The 18,794-nt window shown below is 43.9% G+C and carries 15 protein-coding genes; 13 read left to right on the plus strand and 2 right to left on the minus strand.

Annotated features, from left to right (window positions below; genetic code table 11):
- The 9 genes from PAND9192_RS15800 to rpoC all read left to right on the plus strand — a co-directional run.
- A partial coding sequence (locus PAND9192_RS15800; protein WP_082955749.1) for an EF-Tu C-terminal domain-related protein occupies nucleotides 1-131 on the plus strand: 131 nt, incomplete at its 5' end.
- A 243-nt stretch (nucleotides 132-374) separates the two neighbouring features.
- Nucleotides 375-752 carry a preprotein translocase subunit SecE gene (gene secE / locus PAND9192_RS15805; RefSeq protein WP_045032395.1) on the plus strand — a complete coding sequence of 126 codons (378 nt, stop codon included), beginning with the start codon at nucleotides 375-377 and terminating at the stop codon, nucleotides 750-752.
- A gap of 11 nt (nucleotides 753-763) precedes the next feature.
- Entirely contained in the window at nucleotides 764-1,309 is a 546-nt protein-coding gene (nusG, locus tag PAND9192_RS15810; RefSeq protein WP_036788965.1) for a transcription termination/antitermination protein NusG, read from the plus strand.
- Nucleotides 1,310-1,433: 124 nt separating this feature from the next.
- The gene (gene rplK, locus PAND9192_RS15815) at nucleotides 1,434-1,862 is read left to right on the plus strand and encodes a 50S ribosomal protein L11 (RefSeq protein ID WP_065168454.1); all 429 of its coding nucleotides are present in this window, start codon (nucleotides 1,434-1,436) and stop codon (nucleotides 1,860-1,862) included.
- Between the two features lie 4 nt (nucleotides 1,863-1,866).
- Nucleotides 1,867-2,571, plus strand: coding sequence for a 50S ribosomal protein L1 (rplA, locus tag PAND9192_RS15820; RefSeq protein WP_061000601.1), 705 nt, complete (start codon nucleotides 1,867-1,869; stop codon nucleotides 2,569-2,571).
- A gap of 251 nt (nucleotides 2,572-2,822) precedes the next feature.
- Nucleotides 2,823-3,317, plus strand: a complete 495-nt coding sequence (gene rplJ / locus PAND9192_RS15825; RefSeq protein ID WP_061000599.1) for a 50S ribosomal protein L10 — start codon at nucleotides 2,823-2,825, stop codon at nucleotides 3,315-3,317.
- A gap of 59 nt (nucleotides 3,318-3,376) precedes the next feature.
- Entirely contained in the window at nucleotides 3,377-3,742 is a 366-nt protein-coding gene (rplL, locus tag PAND9192_RS15830; protein ID WP_061000598.1) for a 50S ribosomal protein L7/L12, read from the plus strand.
- A 230-nt stretch (nucleotides 3,743-3,972) separates the two neighbouring features.
- Complete coding sequence (gene rpoB / locus PAND9192_RS15835) at nucleotides 3,973-7,998, plus strand: DNA-directed RNA polymerase subunit beta (RefSeq protein WP_061000597.1); 4,026 nt, start codon at nucleotides 3,973-3,975, stop codon at nucleotides 7,996-7,998.
- 100 nt (nucleotides 7,999-8,098) lie between these two features.
- Nucleotides 8,099-12,316 (plus strand): DNA-directed RNA polymerase subunit beta', encoded by a 4,218-nt coding sequence (gene rpoC / locus PAND9192_RS15840; RefSeq protein ID WP_061000595.1) that lies wholly within the window; start codon nucleotides 8,099-8,101, stop codon nucleotides 12,314-12,316.
- A gap of 235 nt (nucleotides 12,317-12,551) precedes the next feature.
- Here the strand turns inward: rpoC and PAND9192_RS15845 are convergent, their stop codons facing one another.
- Nucleotides 12,552-13,031: an Rsd/AlgQ family anti-sigma factor gene (locus tag PAND9192_RS15845; protein ID WP_061000593.1), complete on the minus strand. Its 480-nt coding sequence runs from the start codon at nucleotides 13,029-13,031 to the stop codon at nucleotides 12,552-12,554.
- 147 nt (nucleotides 13,032-13,178) lie between these two features.
- Between PAND9192_RS15845 and nudC the strand changes: the two genes are divergently transcribed.
- Together nudC and hemE are read left to right on the plus strand one after the other, a co-directional pair.
- A complete protein-coding gene (gene nudC / locus PAND9192_RS15850; RefSeq protein WP_087854548.1) occupies nucleotides 13,179-13,955 on the plus strand; it encodes an NAD(+) diphosphatase in 777 nt (258 codons plus the stop codon).
- An 84-nt stretch (nucleotides 13,956-14,039) separates the two neighbouring features.
- The gene (gene hemE, locus PAND9192_RS15855) at nucleotides 14,040-15,107 is read left to right on the plus strand and encodes a uroporphyrinogen decarboxylase (protein ID WP_061000589.1); all 1,068 of its coding nucleotides are present in this window, start codon (nucleotides 14,040-14,042) and stop codon (nucleotides 15,105-15,107) included.
- Between the two features lie 198 nt (nucleotides 15,108-15,305).
- Here the strand turns inward: hemE and PAND9192_RS15860 are convergent, their stop codons facing one another.
- Nucleotides 15,306-16,217: a D-2-hydroxyacid dehydrogenase gene (locus PAND9192_RS15860; RefSeq protein WP_087854549.1), complete on the minus strand. Its 912-nt coding sequence runs from the start codon at nucleotides 16,215-16,217 to the stop codon at nucleotides 15,306-15,308.
- Between the two features lie 67 nt (nucleotides 16,218-16,284).
- On the opposite strand from PAND9192_RS15860, the gene PAND9192_RS15865 reads away from it, so the two are divergent.
- Both PAND9192_RS15865 and brnQ read left to right on the plus strand, forming a co-directional pair.
- Entirely contained in the window at nucleotides 16,285-16,872 is a 588-nt protein-coding gene (locus PAND9192_RS15865) for a YjaG family protein (protein WP_061000585.1), read from the plus strand.
- Between the two features lie 582 nt (nucleotides 16,873-17,454).
- A complete protein-coding gene (gene brnQ, locus PAND9192_RS15870; protein WP_087854550.1) occupies nucleotides 17,455-18,777 on the plus strand; it encodes a branched-chain amino acid transport system II carrier protein in 1,323 nt (440 codons plus the stop codon).
- Nucleotides 18,778-18,794 lie beyond the last annotated feature (17 nt).

Genomic DNA, 18,794 nt, shown 5'->3' on the forward strand with positions numbered 1-18,794 from the left:
TGCCTGGTGATAACATCTCTATGACTGTTACTCTAATCGCACCTATCGCGATGGACGAAGGTCTACGTTTTGCTATCCGTGAAGGTGGCCGTACAGTTGGTGCTGGTGTTGTTGCAACTATCGTTGCATAAGTTACGCTAACATCGTTGAATTAAATTTGACGATAGAGCACTAAAAAGGGCATCATTTGATGCCCTTTTTCTACACTTTAACTTTAAATTGAATGTTTTTTGTTCAAAGTGTAGAAGTGAAATTTCGTAAAGATGAAGTTTTTGTTAATGTTATTAAAGGTTTAGGCCTTTCCTTCATCCTAGACCTCGCTCAAGCGGGGTTATTTTCGTCTAGATGATTAACACTAGTTACAGGTTGGTTGTATGAAAGCGAATGCCGAAAACCAAGAAAGCGAAAGCAAAATGGATGGCCTTAAATGGGTCGTGGTTTTTGCTTTGCTAGCTGCTGCTGTGGTTGGTAATTACCTATACAGTGATGTTTCTGTTGTTCTGCGCTCTTCTGCCGTAGTAGCCCTTGTGGTTGTTGCTGGTATTTTTGCGGCATTAACAGCAAAAGGTAAATCCGTGGTTACGTTTGCACGTGAATCGCGCATGGAAGTCCGCAAAGTAGTGTGGCCTACTCGTCAGGAAGCTACGCAGACAACCTTTATCGTTCTAGCAGTCACTGTCGTGATGGCATTAGCCCTTTGGGGTATTGATGGCATTATGGTCCGTTTAGTGCGCCTAGTTACTGGCGCGTGAGGTAAGAATTCATGAGCGAAGCTCCAAAAAAACGTTGGTATGTAGTACAGGCTTTTTCAGGTTTTGAAGGCCGTGTAGCGCAATCACTACGTGAACATATCAAAATTCATGGTATGGAAGAGCACTTTGACGAGGTTTTAGTACCGACGGAAGAAGTGGTAGAAATGCGTGCCGGTCAACGCCGTAAGAGTGAGCGTAAGTTCTTCCCTGGCTATGTGCTTGTACAAATGGTGATGAACGATGAAACATGGCACCTTGTACGTAGCATTCCTCGTGTGATGGGGTTCATTGGCGGTACGTCTGATCGTCCAGCACCGATTTCTGATAAAGAAGCTGATGCGATTCTAAACCGTCTACAACAAGCTAGTGAGTCTCCTGTACATAAAACAGTATTTGAACCTGGTGAAGTGGTACGCGTGACTGATGGTCCGTTTGCTGACTTTAATGGTACGATTGAATCTGTAGATTATGATAAGAGCCGTGTGAAGGTTTCTGTATCAATCTTCGGTCGTGCAACACCAGTAGAACTTGAGTTCGGTCAAATCGAAAAGAACTGATCAAATTCTGTTCAACTCGTATTGTCAGGGGTGTGGAATTAGGCTATAATTTCGCGCCCTTTCGTTAGACGGGGAGTCTATTTATTTAAAATAGACGTTTGAACCCAAAATTAGGTATATAGCAATGGCTAAAAAAGTAGAAGCTTACATCAAGTTGCAAGTTGCAGCTGGTGCAGCAAACCCAAGTCCACCAGTTGGTCCAGCTCTTGGTCAACATGGTGTAAACATCATGGAATTCTGTAAGGCGTTTAACGCTAAGACTGACTCAATCGAGAAAGGTCTTCCGACTCCAGTTGTTATCACTGTTTACAGTGACCGTTCTTTCACGTTCATCACTAAGACACCACCTGCTGCAGTTCTTCTGCTTAAAGCTGCTGGTCTTAAGTCTGGTTCTGGCCGTCCGAACACTGACAAAGTGGGTACTGTAACTGAAGCTCAGATCCAAGAGATCGCTGAGACTAAAGCTGCAGACATGACTGGTGCTGACATTGAAGCTATGAAGCGTTCAATTGCTGGTACTGCTCGTTCAATGGGCCTAGTGGTAGAGGGTTAAGATAATGGCTAAACTGACTAAGCGCATGCGCGTTATCCGTGACAAAGTTGACTCTACTCGTGAGTACGAAATTAACGAAGCTGTTGCACTTCTTAAAGAATTAGCTACTGCTAAATTCGTAGAAAGTGTTGACGTTGCTGTTAATCTTGGTATTGATGCACGTAAATCTGACCAAAACGTTCGTGGTGCAACTGTACTACCTAACGGTACTGGCCGTGACATCCGTGTTGCTGTATTTACACAAGGCGCAAACGCTGAAGCTGCTAAAGAAGCTGGCGCTGAGCTTGTAGGTATGGAAGATCTAGCTGCTCTTGTTAAGAAAGGCGAAATGAACTTTGACGTTGTTATCGCATCTCCTGATGCAATGCGCGTTGTAGGTCAACTTGGTACCATTCTTGGTCCACGTGGTCTTATGCCAAACCCTAAAGTTGGTACTGTAACTCCTAACGTTGCTGAAGCAGTTAAAAATGCTAAAGCTGGTCAGGTTCGTTACCGTAACGACAAAAATGGTATCATTCACACTACTATCGGTAAGGTGAACTTTGATGCCGCTCAACTACAAGAGAACTTAGAAGCTCTTCTAGTTGCACTGAAGCGTGCTAAGCCGTCTTCAGCGAAAGGTACTTTCATTAAGAAAGTAAGCATCTCTACCACTATGGGTGCAGGTGTAGCGTTAGATCAGAACTCTCTGAAAGCTAACGTAGCGTAAACTAATTTGCAGAAGCGATAAGTTAGTGTATAATTTGTCGCTTCCGAATTCGTGGCTGAGGTTGATTGTTTTCAATTAACCTCCGTCAAAGACCGTAGGTGTTTTTCGGAACTTAATTTACCTACGTAGACGGTGCCAGAACATGATTGATGTAAGTCTTTTTTGGATCTGCGCCGTAAAACTCTCCTGTCAACCGGCAGTGAGTGGTGTAAATGCTGGGGTGACCCAGAAATTATCCAGGAGCAAATCCAATGGCATTAAATCTTCAAGACAAAAAAGCAATTGTTGCTGAAGTCAACGAAGCTGCCAATGGTGCCCTGTCTGCAGTTGTTGCTGACTCTCGCGGTGTTAGTGTGTGTGCAATGACAACTCTACGTAAACAAGCTCGTGAAGCTGGCGTTTACCTACGAGTTGTTCGTAACACATTAGCACGTCGTGCAGTTGAAGGTACTGATTTCGAATGTCTACAAGACGTTTTCGTTGGTCCTTCACTAATCGGCTTCTCTAATGAGCACCCAGGTGCTGCAGCGCGTCTTTTCAAAGACTTCGCTAAAGAGAATAAAAGCTTCGAGATCAAAGCTGCTGCATTCGAAGGCACTATTGCCAACGCTGATGTACTAGCAACTCTACCAACTTACGACGAAGCTATCGCACGCCTAATGATGTGCATGAAAGAAGCGTCTGCTGGTAAACTTGTACGTACTATCGCGGCTGTACGTGATCAGAAAGAAGAAGCTGCAGCTTAATTGCCGCACTTTATCTGATTACTATTTAAACTTATTGTTGACTTTAAAAGAGAATTGTTATGTCTATCACTAACGAGCAAATCCTAGACGCAGTTGCAGAAATGTCTGTAATGCAAGTTGTTGAGCTTATCGAAGCTATGGAAGAGAAATTCGGTGTTTCTGCTGCTGCTGCAGTAGTTGCAGGCGGCGCAGCTGCAGACGCAGCTGAAGAGCAAACTGAATTCGACGTAATCCTAACAGCTGCTGGCGCTAACAAAGTACAAGTTATCAAAGCTGTACGTGGCGCAACTGGTCTTGGCCTTAAAGAAGCTAAAGCTGTAGTTGACGGCGCACCTGCTGCTGTTAAAGAAGGCGTAGATAAAGCTGAAGCTGAAGCTCTTAAAGCTCAATTAGAAGAAGCTGGTGCTTCTGTTGAAGTTAAATAATAATTATTTGATTTCATAGCCATTTATGGCTATTGGCTGGTGGCAAAAATGCCACCGGCCTTTTTGCGCTATAGACCGGTGGTATTTTTACCTTGTTTTGTATCCACTGTCTGCGTAAAAAATATTTCAGTTTCATTGGAATATTCCTACTACAAAAAACAACGATTAGTCACTACCCCCGCATGTGATATGGGGTAGTTTGGATCACTTATCAGCGATCTGAGGAACCTATGGTTTACTCTTATACCGAGAAAAAGCGTATCCGTAAGGATTTTGGTAAGCGTCCACAAGTGTTGGATGCACCATACTTGCTATCGATCCAGCTTGATTCTTTCCAAAAATTTATCGAGCAGGATCCTGAAGGGCATTACGGTCTAGAAGCTGCCTTTCGCTCTGTTTTTCCAATCCAGAGCTATAATGGCAATTCCGAGCTGCAATACGTTAGCTATCGTCTCGGTGAGCCGGTCTTCGATGTCAAAGAATGTCAAATTCGTGGCGTAACTTATTCTGCTCCACTACGCGTGAAGCTACGTCTGGTCATGTATGATCGTGACGCGCCGGCTGGCACCGTAAAAGACATTAAAGAACAAGAAGTTTACATGGGCGAAATTCCGCTCATGACAGATAACGGTACATTCGTTATTAACGGTACCGAGAGGGTTATCGTATCTCAGCTGCACCGTAGTCCTGGTGTATTCTTTGACAGCGATAAGGGTAAAACCCACTCCTCAGGTAAAGTGTTATATAACGCTCGTGTTATTCCTTACCGTGGTTCATGGTTGGATTTCGAGTTCGATCCTAAGGATAATGTTTTCGTACGTATCGACCGTCGTCGTAAATTACCTGCGTCTATTATCCTTCGCGCACTTAACTACACAACTGAACAGATTCTTGACATGTTCTTCGATAAGATTAATTTCGAAGTACGCGGCAAATCTCTAGTTATGGAGTTGGTACCTGATCGTCTACGTGGCGAAACTGCAAGCTTTGATATCGAAGCGAACGGTACAGTTTACGTAGAGCAAGGTCGTCGTATCACTGCTCGTCATATTCGTCAATTGGCGAAAGATGGCATTGATAGCATCGAAGTACCTGTTGAATATATCGTTGGCAAGATCGCATCTCGTGATTACATCAACGAAGAAACTGGCGAACTGATTGTTACGGCTAACCAAGAATTAAGCTTGGAAGCATTAGCTCTTCTATCTCAGGCTGGTCATAAGTCTATTGAAGTTCTATTTACGAACGATTTAGATCACGGCCCGTACATGTCAGAAACACTACGTGTTGATAACAGTACTGACCGTCTAAGTGCATTGGTAGAAATCTACCGTATGATGCGCCCTGGCGAGCCACCAACACGCGAAGCAGCTGATCAATTATTTGAAAGCTTGTTCTTCTCAGAAGATCGTTACGATCTTTCTGCTGTTGGTCGTATGAAGTTCAACAGTTCTCTTCTTCGTGAAGAAATAACTGGTCCTGGTATTCTGAGCAACGAAGACATCATTGAAGTGATGAAGAAGTTGATCGATATCCGTAACGGTAAAGGTGAAGTTGATGATATCGACCACCTTGGTAACCGTCGTATTCGCTCTGTGGGCGAAATGGCTGAAAACCAATTCCGTGTAGGTCTAGTTCGTGTTGAGCGTGCTGTTAAAGAGCGTCTAAGTTTAGGCGATCTTGATGCAATCATGCCTCAAGACTTAATCAACGCGAAGCCTATTTCTGCGGCAGTGAAAGAGTTCTTTGGCTCTTCTCAATTGTCACAGTTTATGGACCAGAACAACCCGTTGTCAGAAGTTACTCACAAACGTCGTATCTCGGCGCTTGGTCCAGGTGGTCTGACTCGTGAACGTGCTGGCTTTGAGGTTCGAGACGTACACGCGACTCACTACGGTCGTCTATGTCCTATCGAAACTCCTGAAGGTCCAAACATCGGTCTAATCAACTCGCTATCTGTATTTGCGCGTTGTAACCCTTACGGTTTCTTGGAAACACCTTACCGTAAAGTTGTAGACGGAAAAGTTTCGGATCACATCGAATACCTATCAGCAATTGAAGAAGGTCTATACGTTATTGCACAGGCAAACGCCGCGCTTAACGAAGATGGTTCTTTTGCTGACGAATTGATCACTGCTCGTCAGAAAGGCGATTCAGGTCTGCACCCACGTGACCATGTTCAATACATGGACGTTGCAACCAACCAGGTTGTATCTGTGGCTGCATCCCTAATCCCGTTCCTAGAACACGATGATGCTAACCGTGCCCTTATGGGTGCGAACATGCAACGTCAGGCAGTTCCAACTATTCGTGCTGATAAGCCGTTAGTAGGTACTGGTATTGAGCGTCAGATCGGTGTTGACTCAGGTGTAACTGCTGTTGCTAAACGTGGCGGCCAAGTTCAGTCTGTAGATGCTTCTCGTATCGTTATCAAAGTTAACGAAGACGAATTGATCCCTGGTGAAGCAGGTATCGATATCTACAACCTAACTAAGTACACCCGTTCTAACCAGAACACATGTATTAACCAGCGTCCTACCGTACTACCTGGCGAGCCAGTAGCACGTGGTGATGTTCTTGCTGATGGTCCTTCAACAGACCTTGGTGAGCTAGCGCTTGGTCAAAACATGCGTATCGCGTTCATGCCTTGGAACGGTTACAACTTCGAAGACTCCATCTTAGTTTCTGAGCGTGTAGTTCAGGAAGATCGTTTCACAACTATCCATATTCAAGAGCTTTCTTGTGTGGCGCGTGATACGAAGCTGGGTTCTGAAGAAATCACTGCCGATATCCCTAACGTGGGTGAAGCAGCGCTTTCTAAGTTGGACGAATCAGGTATCGTTTACATCGGTGCAGAAGTGAAGGGTGGCGACATCCTAGTTGGTAAAGTGACGCCTAAGGGTGAAACACAACTGACTCCTGAAGAGAAGCTTCTACGAGCTATCTTTGGTGAAAAAGCTTCTGACGTTAAAGATTCATCTCTACGTGTTCCTGGTAGTGTTACTGGTACGATCATTGACGTACAAGTATTTACTCGTGATGGCGTTGAGAAAGACAAGCGTGCTCTTGAAATTGAAGAGATGCAGCTGAAAGAAGCGAAGAAAGACATCACAGAAGAATTCCAGATCCTTGAGGGTGGTCTTCTTGCTCGTGTACGTACGCTTCTATTATCTGCAGGTTACGGCGAAGAGAAAATCTCTACAATGAACCGCGATACGTTGTTTGCACAAACGCTTGACGACGAATCTTTACAGAACCAATTGGAACAGCTTGCAGAACAGTATGATGAACTGAAAGCTGAGTTCGATAAGAAGTTTGAAACTAAGCGTCGTAAAATCACTCAGGGTGATGACTTAGCGCCTGGCGTACTTAAGATTGTTAAAGTATACCTAGCTGTTCGTCGTCGCATTCAACCTGGTGATAAGATGGCAGGCCGTCACGGTAACAAGGGTGTAATCTCTAAGATTAACCCTGTTGAAGACATGCCATACGATGAAAAAGGTCAAACGGTTGATATCGTACTAAACCCATTGGGTGTACCGTCACGTATGAACATCGGTCAGATCCTTGAGACTCACTTAGGTCTTGCGGCGAAAGGTATCGGTGACAAACTTAACGATATGCTGAAAGAACAGCAGGAGTTACATAAGTTCCGTAACTTCCTACAACGTGTTTACAATCTTGGTGATACTCGCCAGAAAGTTGACATTGCTGAACTATCAGACGACGAAGTACGTACGCTTGTACAAAACCTTCGTAAAGGTCTACCAATTGCAACGCCTGTATTTGATGGTTGTCCAGAATCATCTATCAAAGAGTTGCTACAACTTGGTGATCTACCATCGTCTGGCCAGCTGAAGTTGTTTGATGGCCGTACTGGTGATGCATTTGAGCGTCCTGTAACCGTTGGTTACATGTACATGCTTAAACTGAACCACTTGGTTGATGACAAGATGCACGCCCGTTCTACCGGTTCTTACAGCTTAGTTACTCAGCAGCCGCTGGGTGGTAAAGCTCAGTTCGGTGGTCAGCGTTTCGGTGAGATGGAAGTGTGGGCGCTTGAAGCATATGGCGCAGCATACACCCTTCAAGAAATGCTAACCGTTAAGTCAGATGACGTTAACGGCCGTACTAAGATGTATAAGAACATCGTAGACGGTGATCATCGTATGGAACCTGGTATGCCGGAATCATTCAACGTATTGTTGAAAGAAATCCGCTCGTTGGGTATCAACATCGAGCTGGAAGACGAATAAGACTGGGTTAGTCACCTATACTTATTAGTTACTCCGGTATAAATATGAAGGCGCCAGTAGACTGGCGCCTTTATGGGTCAACTCCTCACAGGAGCCGAATGTGAAAGACTTACTTAAGTTTCTGAAAGCACAACATAAGACCGAAGAATTTGATGCTATCAAAATCGGTCTAGCTTCACCTGACATGATTCGTTCATGGTCTTTTGGTGAAGTTAAAAAGCCAGAAACAATCAACTATCGTACCTTCAAGCCTGAGCGTGACGGTCTTTTCTGTGCACGTATCTTTGGCCCGGTAAAAGACTACGAGTGTCTTTGTGGCAAGTACAAGCGCCTGAAGCACCGTGGTGTGATCTGTGAAAAATGTGGTGTTGAAGTTACTCAGACTAAAGTACGCCGTGAGCGTATGGGTCACATTGAGCTTGCTTCACCTGTTGCCCACATCTGGTTCTTAAAGTCACTACCATCTCGTATCGGTCTGTTAATGGACATGCCTCTACGTGATATCGAACGTGTACTTTACTTTGAATCATACGTAGTTATCGAACCTGGTATGACCAACCTTGAGCGTAGCCAACTGCTTTCTGAAGAGCAGTACTTGGATGCACTTGAAGAGTGGGGCGACGAGTTCGACGCGAAGATGGGCGCAGAAGCGGTTAAAGCACTTTTAGGCAACATGGACCTAAATGCTGAAATCGAAAATATGCGTGAAGAGTTAGAAGAAACTAACTCTGAAACTAAGCGTAAGAAGCTAACTAAGCGTCTTAAGCTAGTTGAAGCTTTCCTACAGTCTGGAAACAACCCTGAGTGGATGATCCTGTCTGTATTGCCAGTATTACCGCCGGATTTACGTCCGTTGGTACCGCTAGATGGTGGCCGTTTCGCGACTTCAGATCTGAACGATCTTTACCGTCGTGTAATCAACCGTAACAACCGTCTAAAGCGTCTTCTTGACCTGGCTGCTCCTGATATCATCGTACGTAACGAAAAGCGTATGCTGCAGGAATCTGTTGATGCATTGCTAGATAACGGTCGTCGTGGCCGCGCTATTACAGGCTCTAACAAGCGTCCTCTGAAATCTTTGGCTGATATGATCAAAGGTAAGCAGGGTCGTTTCCGTCAGAACTTGCTTGGTAAGCGTGTAGACTACTCAGGTCGTTCTGTTATCACAGTAGGTCCATACCTACGTTTGCACCAGTGTGGTCTTCCTAAGAAGATGGCACTAGAGCTATTTAAGCCGTTCATCTATGGCAAGCTAGAGACACGTGGTCTTGCGACTACTATCAAAGCTGCTAAGAAGATGGTTGAGCGCGAAGAAGCGATCGTTTGGGATATCCTAGACGAAGTAATTCGTGAGCACCCAGTAATGCTTAACCGTGCACCAACATTGCACCGTTTAGGTATTCAGGCGTTTGAACCAACACTAATCGAAGGTAAAGCGATTCAGCTTCACCCACTAGTTTGTGCGGCATACAACGCCGACTTCGATGGTGACCAGATGGCGGTTCACTTGCCATTGACTCTTGAAGCACAGCTTGAAGCACGTGCTCTAATGATGTCTACCAACAATATCCTTTCACCAGCATCAGGTGATCCGATCATCGTACCTTCTCAGGACGTTGTATTGGGTCTTTACTACATGACGCGTGAGAAAATCAACGCGAAGGGTGAAGGAATGTACCTTGCTGGACCAGCTGAAGCTGAGAAAGCATACCGTACTAAGAATGCAGAGCTTCACGCTCGCGTTAAAGTACGTATTACAGAATTTGTGAAAGACGAGCAGGGTAACTTTGTTGAGAATACTCAACTTGTTGATACTACTGTTGGTCGTGCAATGCTATGGCCTATCGTTCCTAAAGGTCTGCCATACAGCCTTGTAAACACTGAAGCACTTGGTAAGAAGCAAATTTCTAAGCTTCTTAACACTTGTTACCGTAAGTTGGGCATGAAAGATACTGTTATCTTTGCTGACCAAATTATGTACACAGGTTTTGCTTACGCGGCACTTTCTGGTGTGTCTGTTGGTATCGACGATATGGTTGTACCTGCAGCTAAGTACACTAAGATCGCTGAAGCTGAAGCAGAAGTTGCTGAAATTCAAGAGCAGTTCCAGTCAGGTCTTGTGACTGCTGGTGAACGTTATAACAAAGTTATCGATATCTGGGCTACAGCCAACGAACAAGTTGCTAAAGCGATGATGGATAACTTGTCTTTCGATACCGTGATTAACCGTGACGGCGTTGAAGAACAACAGAAATCGTTCAACAGTGTATACATGATGGCCGATTCTGGTGCGCGTGGTTCTGCTGCACAGATTCGTCAGTTGGCGGGTATGCGTGGTCTGATGGCTAAGCCGGATGGCTCAATCATCGAAACGCCGATCACTGCGAACTTCCGTGAAGGTCTAAACGTACTCCAGTACTTTATCTCTACTCACGGTGCTCGTAAGGGTCTTGCGGATACCGCACTTAAGACAGCGAACTCAGGTTACCTAACGCGTCGTCTAGTAGACGTTGCACAAGACGTGGTAATCACAGCAGATGACTGTGGTACTCACGCTGGTATCACCATGATGCCTCTTATCGAGGGTGGTGATGTTAAGGAACAACTAGGCGATCGTGTTCTTGGTCGTGTTGTTGCTGAAGATGTATTTATTCCTGGTACAGAAGAAGTTCTAGCACCACGTAATACACTTCTTGATGAGAAGTGGTGTGAGATCCTAGAAGCGAACTCTGTTGACCAAGTTAAAGTACGTTCTGTTGTAACGTGTGAGAATGACTTCGGTTGTTGTAAGTTCTGTTACGGTCGTGACCTTGCTCGTGGTCACCTGATCAACTCAGGTGAAGCAGTAGGTGTTGTTGCTGCGCAGTCTATCGGTGAACCTGGTACACAGCTAACAATGCGTACGTTCCACATCGGTGGTGCGGCATCAGCAGCAGCTGCAGATAATAAGATCGTAGTGAAAACTACTGGTTCTATGAAACTGCACAATGCGAAGTTCGTAACTAACAATGCTGGTAAGCTTGTAATTACTTCTCGTGCATCTGAGCTAAGCATCATTGATAAGCTTGGTCGTACGAAAGAGAACTACAAACTGTCTTACGGTACGTTGCTAACTAAAGGTGATGGCGCCGAGGTTGTTGCTGGTGAAACAGTAGCAAACTGGGAAGCTCACACCATGCCAATCATCACTGAAGTGGCTGGTCGTATCCAGTTCGTTGATATGATTGATGGCGTAACAGTTTCTCGTCAAACAGATGATCTAACTGGTCTATCTTCAAGCGAAGTAACTGATCCAGCAGCACGCCCAGCAGCAGGTAAAGATATGCGTCCAGCTATCAAACTTGTTGATGTAGATGGTAACGATGTAATGATCCCTGGTACTGATATGCCAGCTCAATACTTCCTACCTGGTAAGGCGATTGTTCAGCTTGACGATGGCGCTATGGTTGGCATCGGTGATACGTTATCACGTATTCCGCAAAAATCTGGCGGTAACAAGGATATCACGGGTGGTCTACCACGCGTTGCTGACTTGTTTGAAGCTCGTAAGCCTAAAGAACCAGCTATCTTGGCAGAAATTACCGGTGCAGTGTCATTTGGTAAAGAAACTAAAGGTAAGCGTCGCTTGATCATCACACCAACTGATGGTCAGCCGTACGAAGAGATGATCCTGAAGCATCGCCAACTTAACGTTTTCGAAGGTGAAAAAGTTGAGAAGGGTGACGTAATTGCTGATGGTCCTGAAACTCCGCACGATATTCTACGTCTACGTGGTGTACACGCAGTTGCAGAATACATCGTTAACGAAGTTCAGGAAGTTTACCGTCTACAAGGCGTTAAGATTAATGATAAGCACATTGAGACTATCATTCGTCAAATGCTACGTAAGGTAACTATCACTGCAGCTGGTGACTCTGACTTCCTAGAAGGCGAGCAAGTTGAATTCTCTCGCGTAACGATTGCTAACCGTCAGCTTGAAGCTGAAGGTAAGACACCAGTAAGTTTCTCACGTGACTTACTAGGTATCACTAAAGCATCGCTTGCGACTGAGTCATTCATCTCAGCAGCATCGTTCCAGGAAACAACGCGCGTACTAACAGAAGCAGCTGTTTCTGGTAAGCGTGATGAGCTACGTGGTCTGAAAGAGAACGTAATCGTGGGTCGTTTGATCCCAGCGGGTACAGGTTTCTCTTACCACCAACGTCGCCAGAATCAACGTAATGTTGAACTGGAGCCAGTAGCACCACAAGTTGATGCAGAGCAAGCCTCTCAAGACTTAGCGGCACTATTGAATGCAGGTCTTAACGACGAGAATTAATTCTTGGCGTGACTGATTCTAAAAGGCATCCTTCGGGGTGCCTTTTTTATTGGCTGCTATTTAGGATTTGAGAATAATCTTGAGGTGCGAGGTGCGAGGTGCGAGGTGCGAGGTGCGAGGTGCGAGGTGCGAGGTGCGAGGTGCGAGGTGCGAGGTGCGAGGTGCGAGGTGCACTAAAATAGGTGGCAGCACTGTACTGCCACAATAATGAGTGAGTTGCTATTGATGCTGGTGGTTAAGCACCAGGCGGACAAGCAAGACTATCACTGATTAATTCAATCAACTTATCTTCTAGTGCAAAGCGCGATTCCATCTGTTCACCAATTTGCGATAAATCATCATCAAGAGTATCTAATGGGTCGTTATCATTGATGGCACCATAGCGATCATTGAAGTTTAGTAATGGTTCAGTGGTTAGGGTGATTTTTGCATAGAGGGCAGACATTTCTTCAGTGGGTGAAAAGCCTGTTTGATGCCAGCGCGCCATTACGTTATCGTAAATCTTAAAGTGACCCGCTGAAATATAATCAACGAGATCTTCACTAAATAAACACAGTTTGGACGCGGTAGGTAGATGACGATTATCATCATTGGGAGTGATACCGATTAATTTACAATAATCGATCAGCAGTTGTTGGCGCATCATTAGCCATTGATCAATAACATCGTTATGGCCGCCCCATTCTTTTTTAACTTGTTCAAATTTACTAAGCATGAGCACATCCTCATGATATATCAGCATCTTAACTGGATGCTTGTGCGATCCGGCTCTTGATATAAGAGATATGGTTTCGGATAAATATTCCGTTCAAGATTAGATTGCCAGTAAATTTACGCCGCTGCAAGGATGAAAGTAATAAAAATGTTAAAAAATGAGAATATGGCTTATTGGTGTGTGATTAGAGATGGCAAGTTATTGTTACAAAACGGCAGTTTGCCGTTGTGCTCATCTGAAGAGCTTATTTGTAGTACTGAAACTAAGCGTTTTATTGGTGATTTTGATTCGATCGCTGTGTATTGGTTAGTTGATGAAAGTGGTTTTAGTGATAATGATTTTTTTAATTTAAGAGAGCTACTTGGCTGTGATAGTCGGTTATTTGCGTTAGCAGGTAGAGCGATTCAATTAAATTATATGATTCAAAGTCAGCGCTTTTGTTGTCATTGTGGTGATTCGATGCAATTAGATACTAAAGTACTAGCAATGCATTGCTCTGGCTGTGAGAGTCTTCATTATCCGCGAGTATCGCCTTGCATCATTGTTGCTGTGCGAAAAGGTAATCAATTGTTATTGGCGCAGCATCCGCGTCATAAAACCGGTATGTATACTGTGATTGCTGGATTTATTGAACCGGGCGAAACCGCAGAACAATGTGTCGCGCGAGAAGTCTTAGAAGAAACCGGCATTACAGTAAAAAATATTCGTTATTTTGATAGTCAGCCATGGGCATTTCCATCCAATCTAATGCTTGGGTTTATCGCTGATTATGCTGGTGGTGATATCAAACCAGATTATGAAGAATTAACCGATGCAATGTGGGCGACGGCAGAGCAGTTACCTGAAGTGGCACCAACAGGGACTATTGCTCGGCGACTTATTGATACTGTTTTGCAGCTTAATGCTGAACATAAGACTGATTAATCAAACGTTGGTAAACAAATGCACTCGGTTGTTAATATTAATGAGTGCTACAATATGACGCAGAATTAACCCGTGGAGTCTCAAATGAGCGAATTAAAGAATGACCGCTACCTACGTGCGCTGCTGAAGCAGCCTGTAGATTGCACACCTGTATGGATGATGCGTCAGGCTGGCCGTTACCTACCTGAGTATCGTGCGACACGTGGTGTTGCTGGTGACTTCATGTCGCTATGTAAAAATGCTGAATTAGCCAGTGAAGTAACGCTACAGCCATTAAAGCGTTTTCCATTAGATGCTGCCATTTTATTTTCTGATATTTTAACCATTCCTGATGCAATGGGATTAGGGCTGTATTTTGAAGCAGGTGAAGGTCCTAAGTTTAGTCACCCGATCACCTGTAAAGCAGACGTAGAGCGTATTGGTATTCCTGATCCTGAAGGTGAATTGCAGTATGTGATGAATGCGGTTCGCCAAATTCGTCATGATCTTCAAGGTGAAGTGCCACTGATTGGCTTTTCGGGTAGTCCATGGACATTAGCGACATACATGGTTGAAGGTGGTAGCTCTAAGGCTTTCACTAAAATCAAGAAGATGATGTATGCCGAGCCACAAACATTGCATCTACTGCTCGATAAATTAGCCGATAGCGTGATTGAATATTTAAATGCTCAAATCAAAGCGGGCGCGCAAGCGGTGATGGTATTTGATACTTGGGGTGGTGTATTAACCCCACGTGATTACAATGAATTCTCATTGCGTTACATGCATAAGATTGTTGATGGCTTGATTCGCGAGAATGATGGTCGCCGTGTACCTGTGACGTTATTTACTAAAAATGGCGGTATGTGGTTAGAGCAAATTGCAGCGACAGGCTGTGATGCGATAGGCTTAGACTGGACGATTGATATCAGCGATGCTAAACGTCGTATCGGTGATAAGGTAGCGCTACAAGGTAATATGGATCCATCAGTGTTATATGCTCAGCCTGAACGTATTCGTCAAGAAGTCGCTTCTATTTTAGAAGGCTTTGGCGATGGCGGTACGGGTCATGTATTTAACTTAGGCCATGGTATTCATCTTGACGTGCCGCCTGAAAATGCAGGTGTGTTTGTTGATGCTGTGCATGAGCTTTCAAAGCCATACCATAAATAACCATTGTTTTAGAAATAGACTTTAAACAGATATTTCAAACTCAAGGTTAATAAAAACCACACCATTTTGGTGTGGTTTTTTTTGTCATTATTTAATGGACGGTAAAAACACACACGAGGCGAGTGGGATCTTACTAGGATCGTTATTGTTATCGGAATGTAATTTTGTGATGGCATTAATGATTAGTGGTCTAATGTATTAATAACCTCTTTTGAAATCAATGAGATATTCAAGTTTTTGCTGTTGTTGAAAACGTAAGTAGTTAGTTTTAAATATCGTAAATACTTGTTCAGGGAAGCTTTCTGCTGCGATATGGGGGGTAATAGTGATCTGTGGATGATCCCAAAATGGATGATCTGTTGCTAATGGTTCGTGCTTGAAGACGTCTAAAAATGCATGTTGTAGATGATGTTGCTCAAGCGCATGTATTAAATCAGCTTCATTGACACTATTGCCACGACCGACATTGAAAAATAGCACATTTTTGCAGTGACTAAGGTTACCTTGATCAAAAAGATCATTAGTATCAGGAGTTGCAGGCAAGATAGAAACTACATAGTCGGCTTGAGTTAGTGCGTAATCGAGATCGTTGAGATCATAAGTATGATTAAAATCATCACTGGCGGTGATACCACTGCGATTAATGCCAATGATATGGCAGCCAAATACCGCTGCAACCTTAGCAAGGTGCTGACCGATGGTGCCTGTACCAACAATGACCATGGTTTTGGTCGCCATTGATTGATAACTGATTGGGTGCCATTGGTGTTGTTGCTGCTGTAAGGCATAGCGCCAAAAATGGCGCTGGTAGTTAAGGATTTGACCAATAATATATTCAGCGATCAGTGGTCCAAAGATACCGCGAATATTGGTGAGGTGATAATCTTGTCTTAATTGCGGTTTAATCAGCGCGTCAATGCCTGCATAAGTAGACTGTAGCCACTGTAAATGTGGGTAGTCATTTAAGCTGGTGGCGATCAACGGCGGATCTGCTAGCAGTACAGTTGCTTGGCTGGGATCTTCCGTGATAACCAACTGTGGCAGTTTAGCGGCAGTCAGTAATTGCACATAACGCTGCTGTTGGCGAGAGACGATCTTAATTTTGATCATGCTTTTCCTTTTGTAGCCTTCGTTTATCAAGTAAACTTCAATCTAAATCACTACCGTAGATTATCCCATGCTTAAGAATCCAATCCAGTTACGTTTAGAAAAATTAGAACCTTGGCAACATCTTACCTTTATGGTGTCGCTGTGTGAGCGTATGTATCCGAACTATGCTTTTTTCTGTGCCGAAACACAGTTTACAGATGGTCAACGTTACCGAGTGATCTTAGATAGTGTATGGGAGATCCTGACGGTTAAAAATGCCAAGATTAACTTTGAAAGCCAGCTTGAAAAGTTAGAAGATATGGTCCCTAGTGAAAACGACTACGATTTGTATGCTGTACGTCCTGCGATTGATGCTTGTGTTGCATTAGCCGATCTTCTACACGCGATGTTGGATCGTGATTTGATGATGGAAACTGTCGTTAAGTTAAGTGCTTTATCTGCTGAAACTGTGGCTGATTTAGAATCGGCTCAGACAGGGATTGAAATCACTAACGATAATCAAAAGCAAAATGAAGCAGTATGTGCTGAGTGGGATACTCAGTGGGAAATTTTCCGTGCGCTAAAAGAAGCAGAAAGCCGTGATATTGATTTAATCAAAGATTTACGTGCTGAGTTACGTGATGAGCCAATCAGTAATATTGGTATTGCATTGTAATTGATCGCTAGCGATAACATTAAAAAGAAGCCAATTGGCTTCTTTTTTTATAGCTATTGTTTGTGAAAATGTTGCCATATTGTCGTTTGAACTGTAACTAATAAATGACATAAGTGCGGAAATAATTAGACGTCAGGTGTTTTTTGTTAATAACTTGTTTTATTGGTGGCGGTTGTTTATTCTGATTTTTAAGTTAAAAAGCAGTGATTATGACTGGTTGCTGAGTTAAGTTTACGCCATTCAACTTATTTTATTTTGGCTCTTGTAATTGTATCCCTTCAGCGTTTATAACATAACCGCTGCGTAGCACCTAAGCTACGACATTCGTGGTCTGTTGGTTTGAAGGGGGCAAATATGAAATATTCTATCGTAAACACTATTGTATCTTGCCGTATTTCACCAATGGTTGCTGTTAGCACAACATTGATTGCTGCTTCAAAGCTCTTGCTCTCTCTGAATCTTATTCAGGGCTGACAGGCCATACCCATTTTTCTGTCAGCTTGTGAGCAAGTTGGCAGGATAGACACCATCACCTTTCCCGCCTCGCTTTCTCCAAGCTCCAAGTAATGACCAAGGAATACTATGTTAAGTGCACGCAATATCGCCGCCTTAGGCTTCATGACATTCGCCATGTACTTAGGTGCAGGCAATTTAATTTTTCCTCCTTATTTAGGCTATCAAGCTGGAGATAATTTTCTTAGTGGTATGGCGGGTTTCTTATTAACTGGCGTCGGTTTGCCTGCAATAGCATTAGTGATTGTGGCTTGGGTACGTGGATCTGATAATTTAACCGCAGCATTACCTAAACCGTTGGCGACTGGATTCTGGGTGATGCTGTTTATCGTTATTGGCCCCGCATTTATTATTCCACGTACGATCACTGTTGCTTACCAATTTAGTTTGGCACCATTTATCGGTGATAGTGGCTTGATCCCGTTCTCGACAGTATTTTGTTTAGCGGCTATTTTGTTTTCGTTATACCCAGGTAAGTTAGTTGATACGCTAGGAAAGTGGTTAACGCCGGTGTTGTTAACTATTTTAACGATTATGGCAGTGGTGGCATTGTTATATCCATCTGGTCAGGTAGAAGTTGCCTCAGGACCTTATGCGACAGGTGCAATGGCTGAAGGAATGACTCAGGGCTACATGACCATGGATGCGTTAGGCTCGATTGGTTTTGGTTGGGTGATTTTCAGAGCAATTGAAGGCATGGGGGTTAAATGCCCGAAAGCGATTGCCAAATATACTTTTATTGCGGCTCTAATGTATGCCACAGCGATGGCGTTAGTATATTTATCATTGGCGTATATTGGTGTAACCAGTGCCAATTTAGGCTCAAGCTTTGCTAATGGTGGTGAAATTCTTACTGCATTTACTAATGCCCACTTTGGTGCTTTTGGAACCATTATTTTAGGGTCGGTGTTAGTGTTAGCCTGCTTAACTACCGCCATTGGGGTTACGACTGCAGGAAGTGAGTTTTATAGCCGTAGCTTTAGTAAAATCACTTACCCTAAAAGTGTGTGGGTGATTATGGTGTTATCAGGTTTGATTGCTAATGTAGGTTTGGCGCAGTTATTAGAAGTGACTTTACCTGTTGTAGTAGCCTTACACCCGATTGCAATTGCGTTGTTATTGATTGCCCCGTTGCGCCATCAGTTATCTCAAGTTGCAGTATTAACTGTTGTTGCAACGGCAACCGCTTTTGGTTGTATTGATGCGGCACATATTTTGGGCGCAATGCCAGCAACGGTTGATAATGCATTAACAGCAAATTTACCGTTATATCATTACTATGCGGGTTGGATTTTACCAACGGTAGCGGTATTGGTAGTTGGCTTGATCGTAAGTCGTATCAAGGGTGGACGTTATTGTGTTGATAACAGTGCGTCAGTGAATCGCAGCTAGCGTTAAATAATACCAAT

It is taken from the genome of Photobacterium andalusiense, from assembly GCF_900185625.1.
Classification (GTDB): domain Bacteria; phylum Pseudomonadota; class Gammaproteobacteria; order Enterobacterales; family Vibrionaceae; genus Photobacterium; species Photobacterium aquimaris.

Coding starts and splice junctions, on each gene's coding strand:
- secE (WP_045032395.1), top strand. CDS start 375: ATGAAAGCGAATGCCGAAAACCAAGAAAGCGAAAGCAAAATGGATGGC.
- nusG (WP_036788965.1), top strand. CDS start 764: ATGAGCGAAGCTCCAAAAAAACGTTGGTATGTAGTACAGGCTTTTTCA.
- rplK (WP_065168454.1), top strand. CDS start 1,434: ATGGCTAAAAAAGTAGAAGCTTACATCAAGTTGCAAGTTGCAGCTGGT.
- rplA (WP_061000601.1), top strand. CDS start 1,867: ATGGCTAAACTGACTAAGCGCATGCGCGTTATCCGTGACAAAGTTGAC.
- rplJ (WP_061000599.1), top strand. CDS start 2,823: ATGGCATTAAATCTTCAAGACAAAAAAGCAATTGTTGCTGAAGTCAAC.
- rplL (WP_061000598.1), top strand. CDS start 3,377: ATGTCTATCACTAACGAGCAAATCCTAGACGCAGTTGCAGAAATGTCT.
- rpoB (WP_061000597.1), top strand. CDS start 3,973: ATGGTTTACTCTTATACCGAGAAAAAGCGTATCCGTAAGGATTTTGGT.
- PAND9192_RS15845 (WP_061000593.1), bottom strand. CDS start 13,031: ATGCTTAGTAAATTTGAACAAGTTAAAAAAGAATGGGGCGGCCATAAC.
- nudC (WP_087854548.1), top strand. CDS start 13,179: ATGTTAAAAAATGAGAATATGGCTTATTGGTGTGTGATTAGAGATGGC.
- hemE (WP_061000589.1), top strand. CDS start 14,040: ATGAGCGAATTAAAGAATGACCGCTACCTACGTGCGCTGCTGAAGCAG.
- PAND9192_RS15860 (WP_087854549.1), bottom strand. CDS start 16,217: ATGATCAAAATTAAGATCGTCTCTCGCCAACAGCAGCGTTATGTGCAA.
- PAND9192_RS15865 (WP_061000585.1), top strand. CDS start 16,285: ATGCTTAAGAATCCAATCCAGTTACGTTTAGAAAAATTAGAACCTTGG.
- brnQ (WP_087854550.1), top strand. CDS start 17,455: ATGTTAAGTGCACGCAATATCGCCGCCTTAGGCTTCATGACATTCGCC.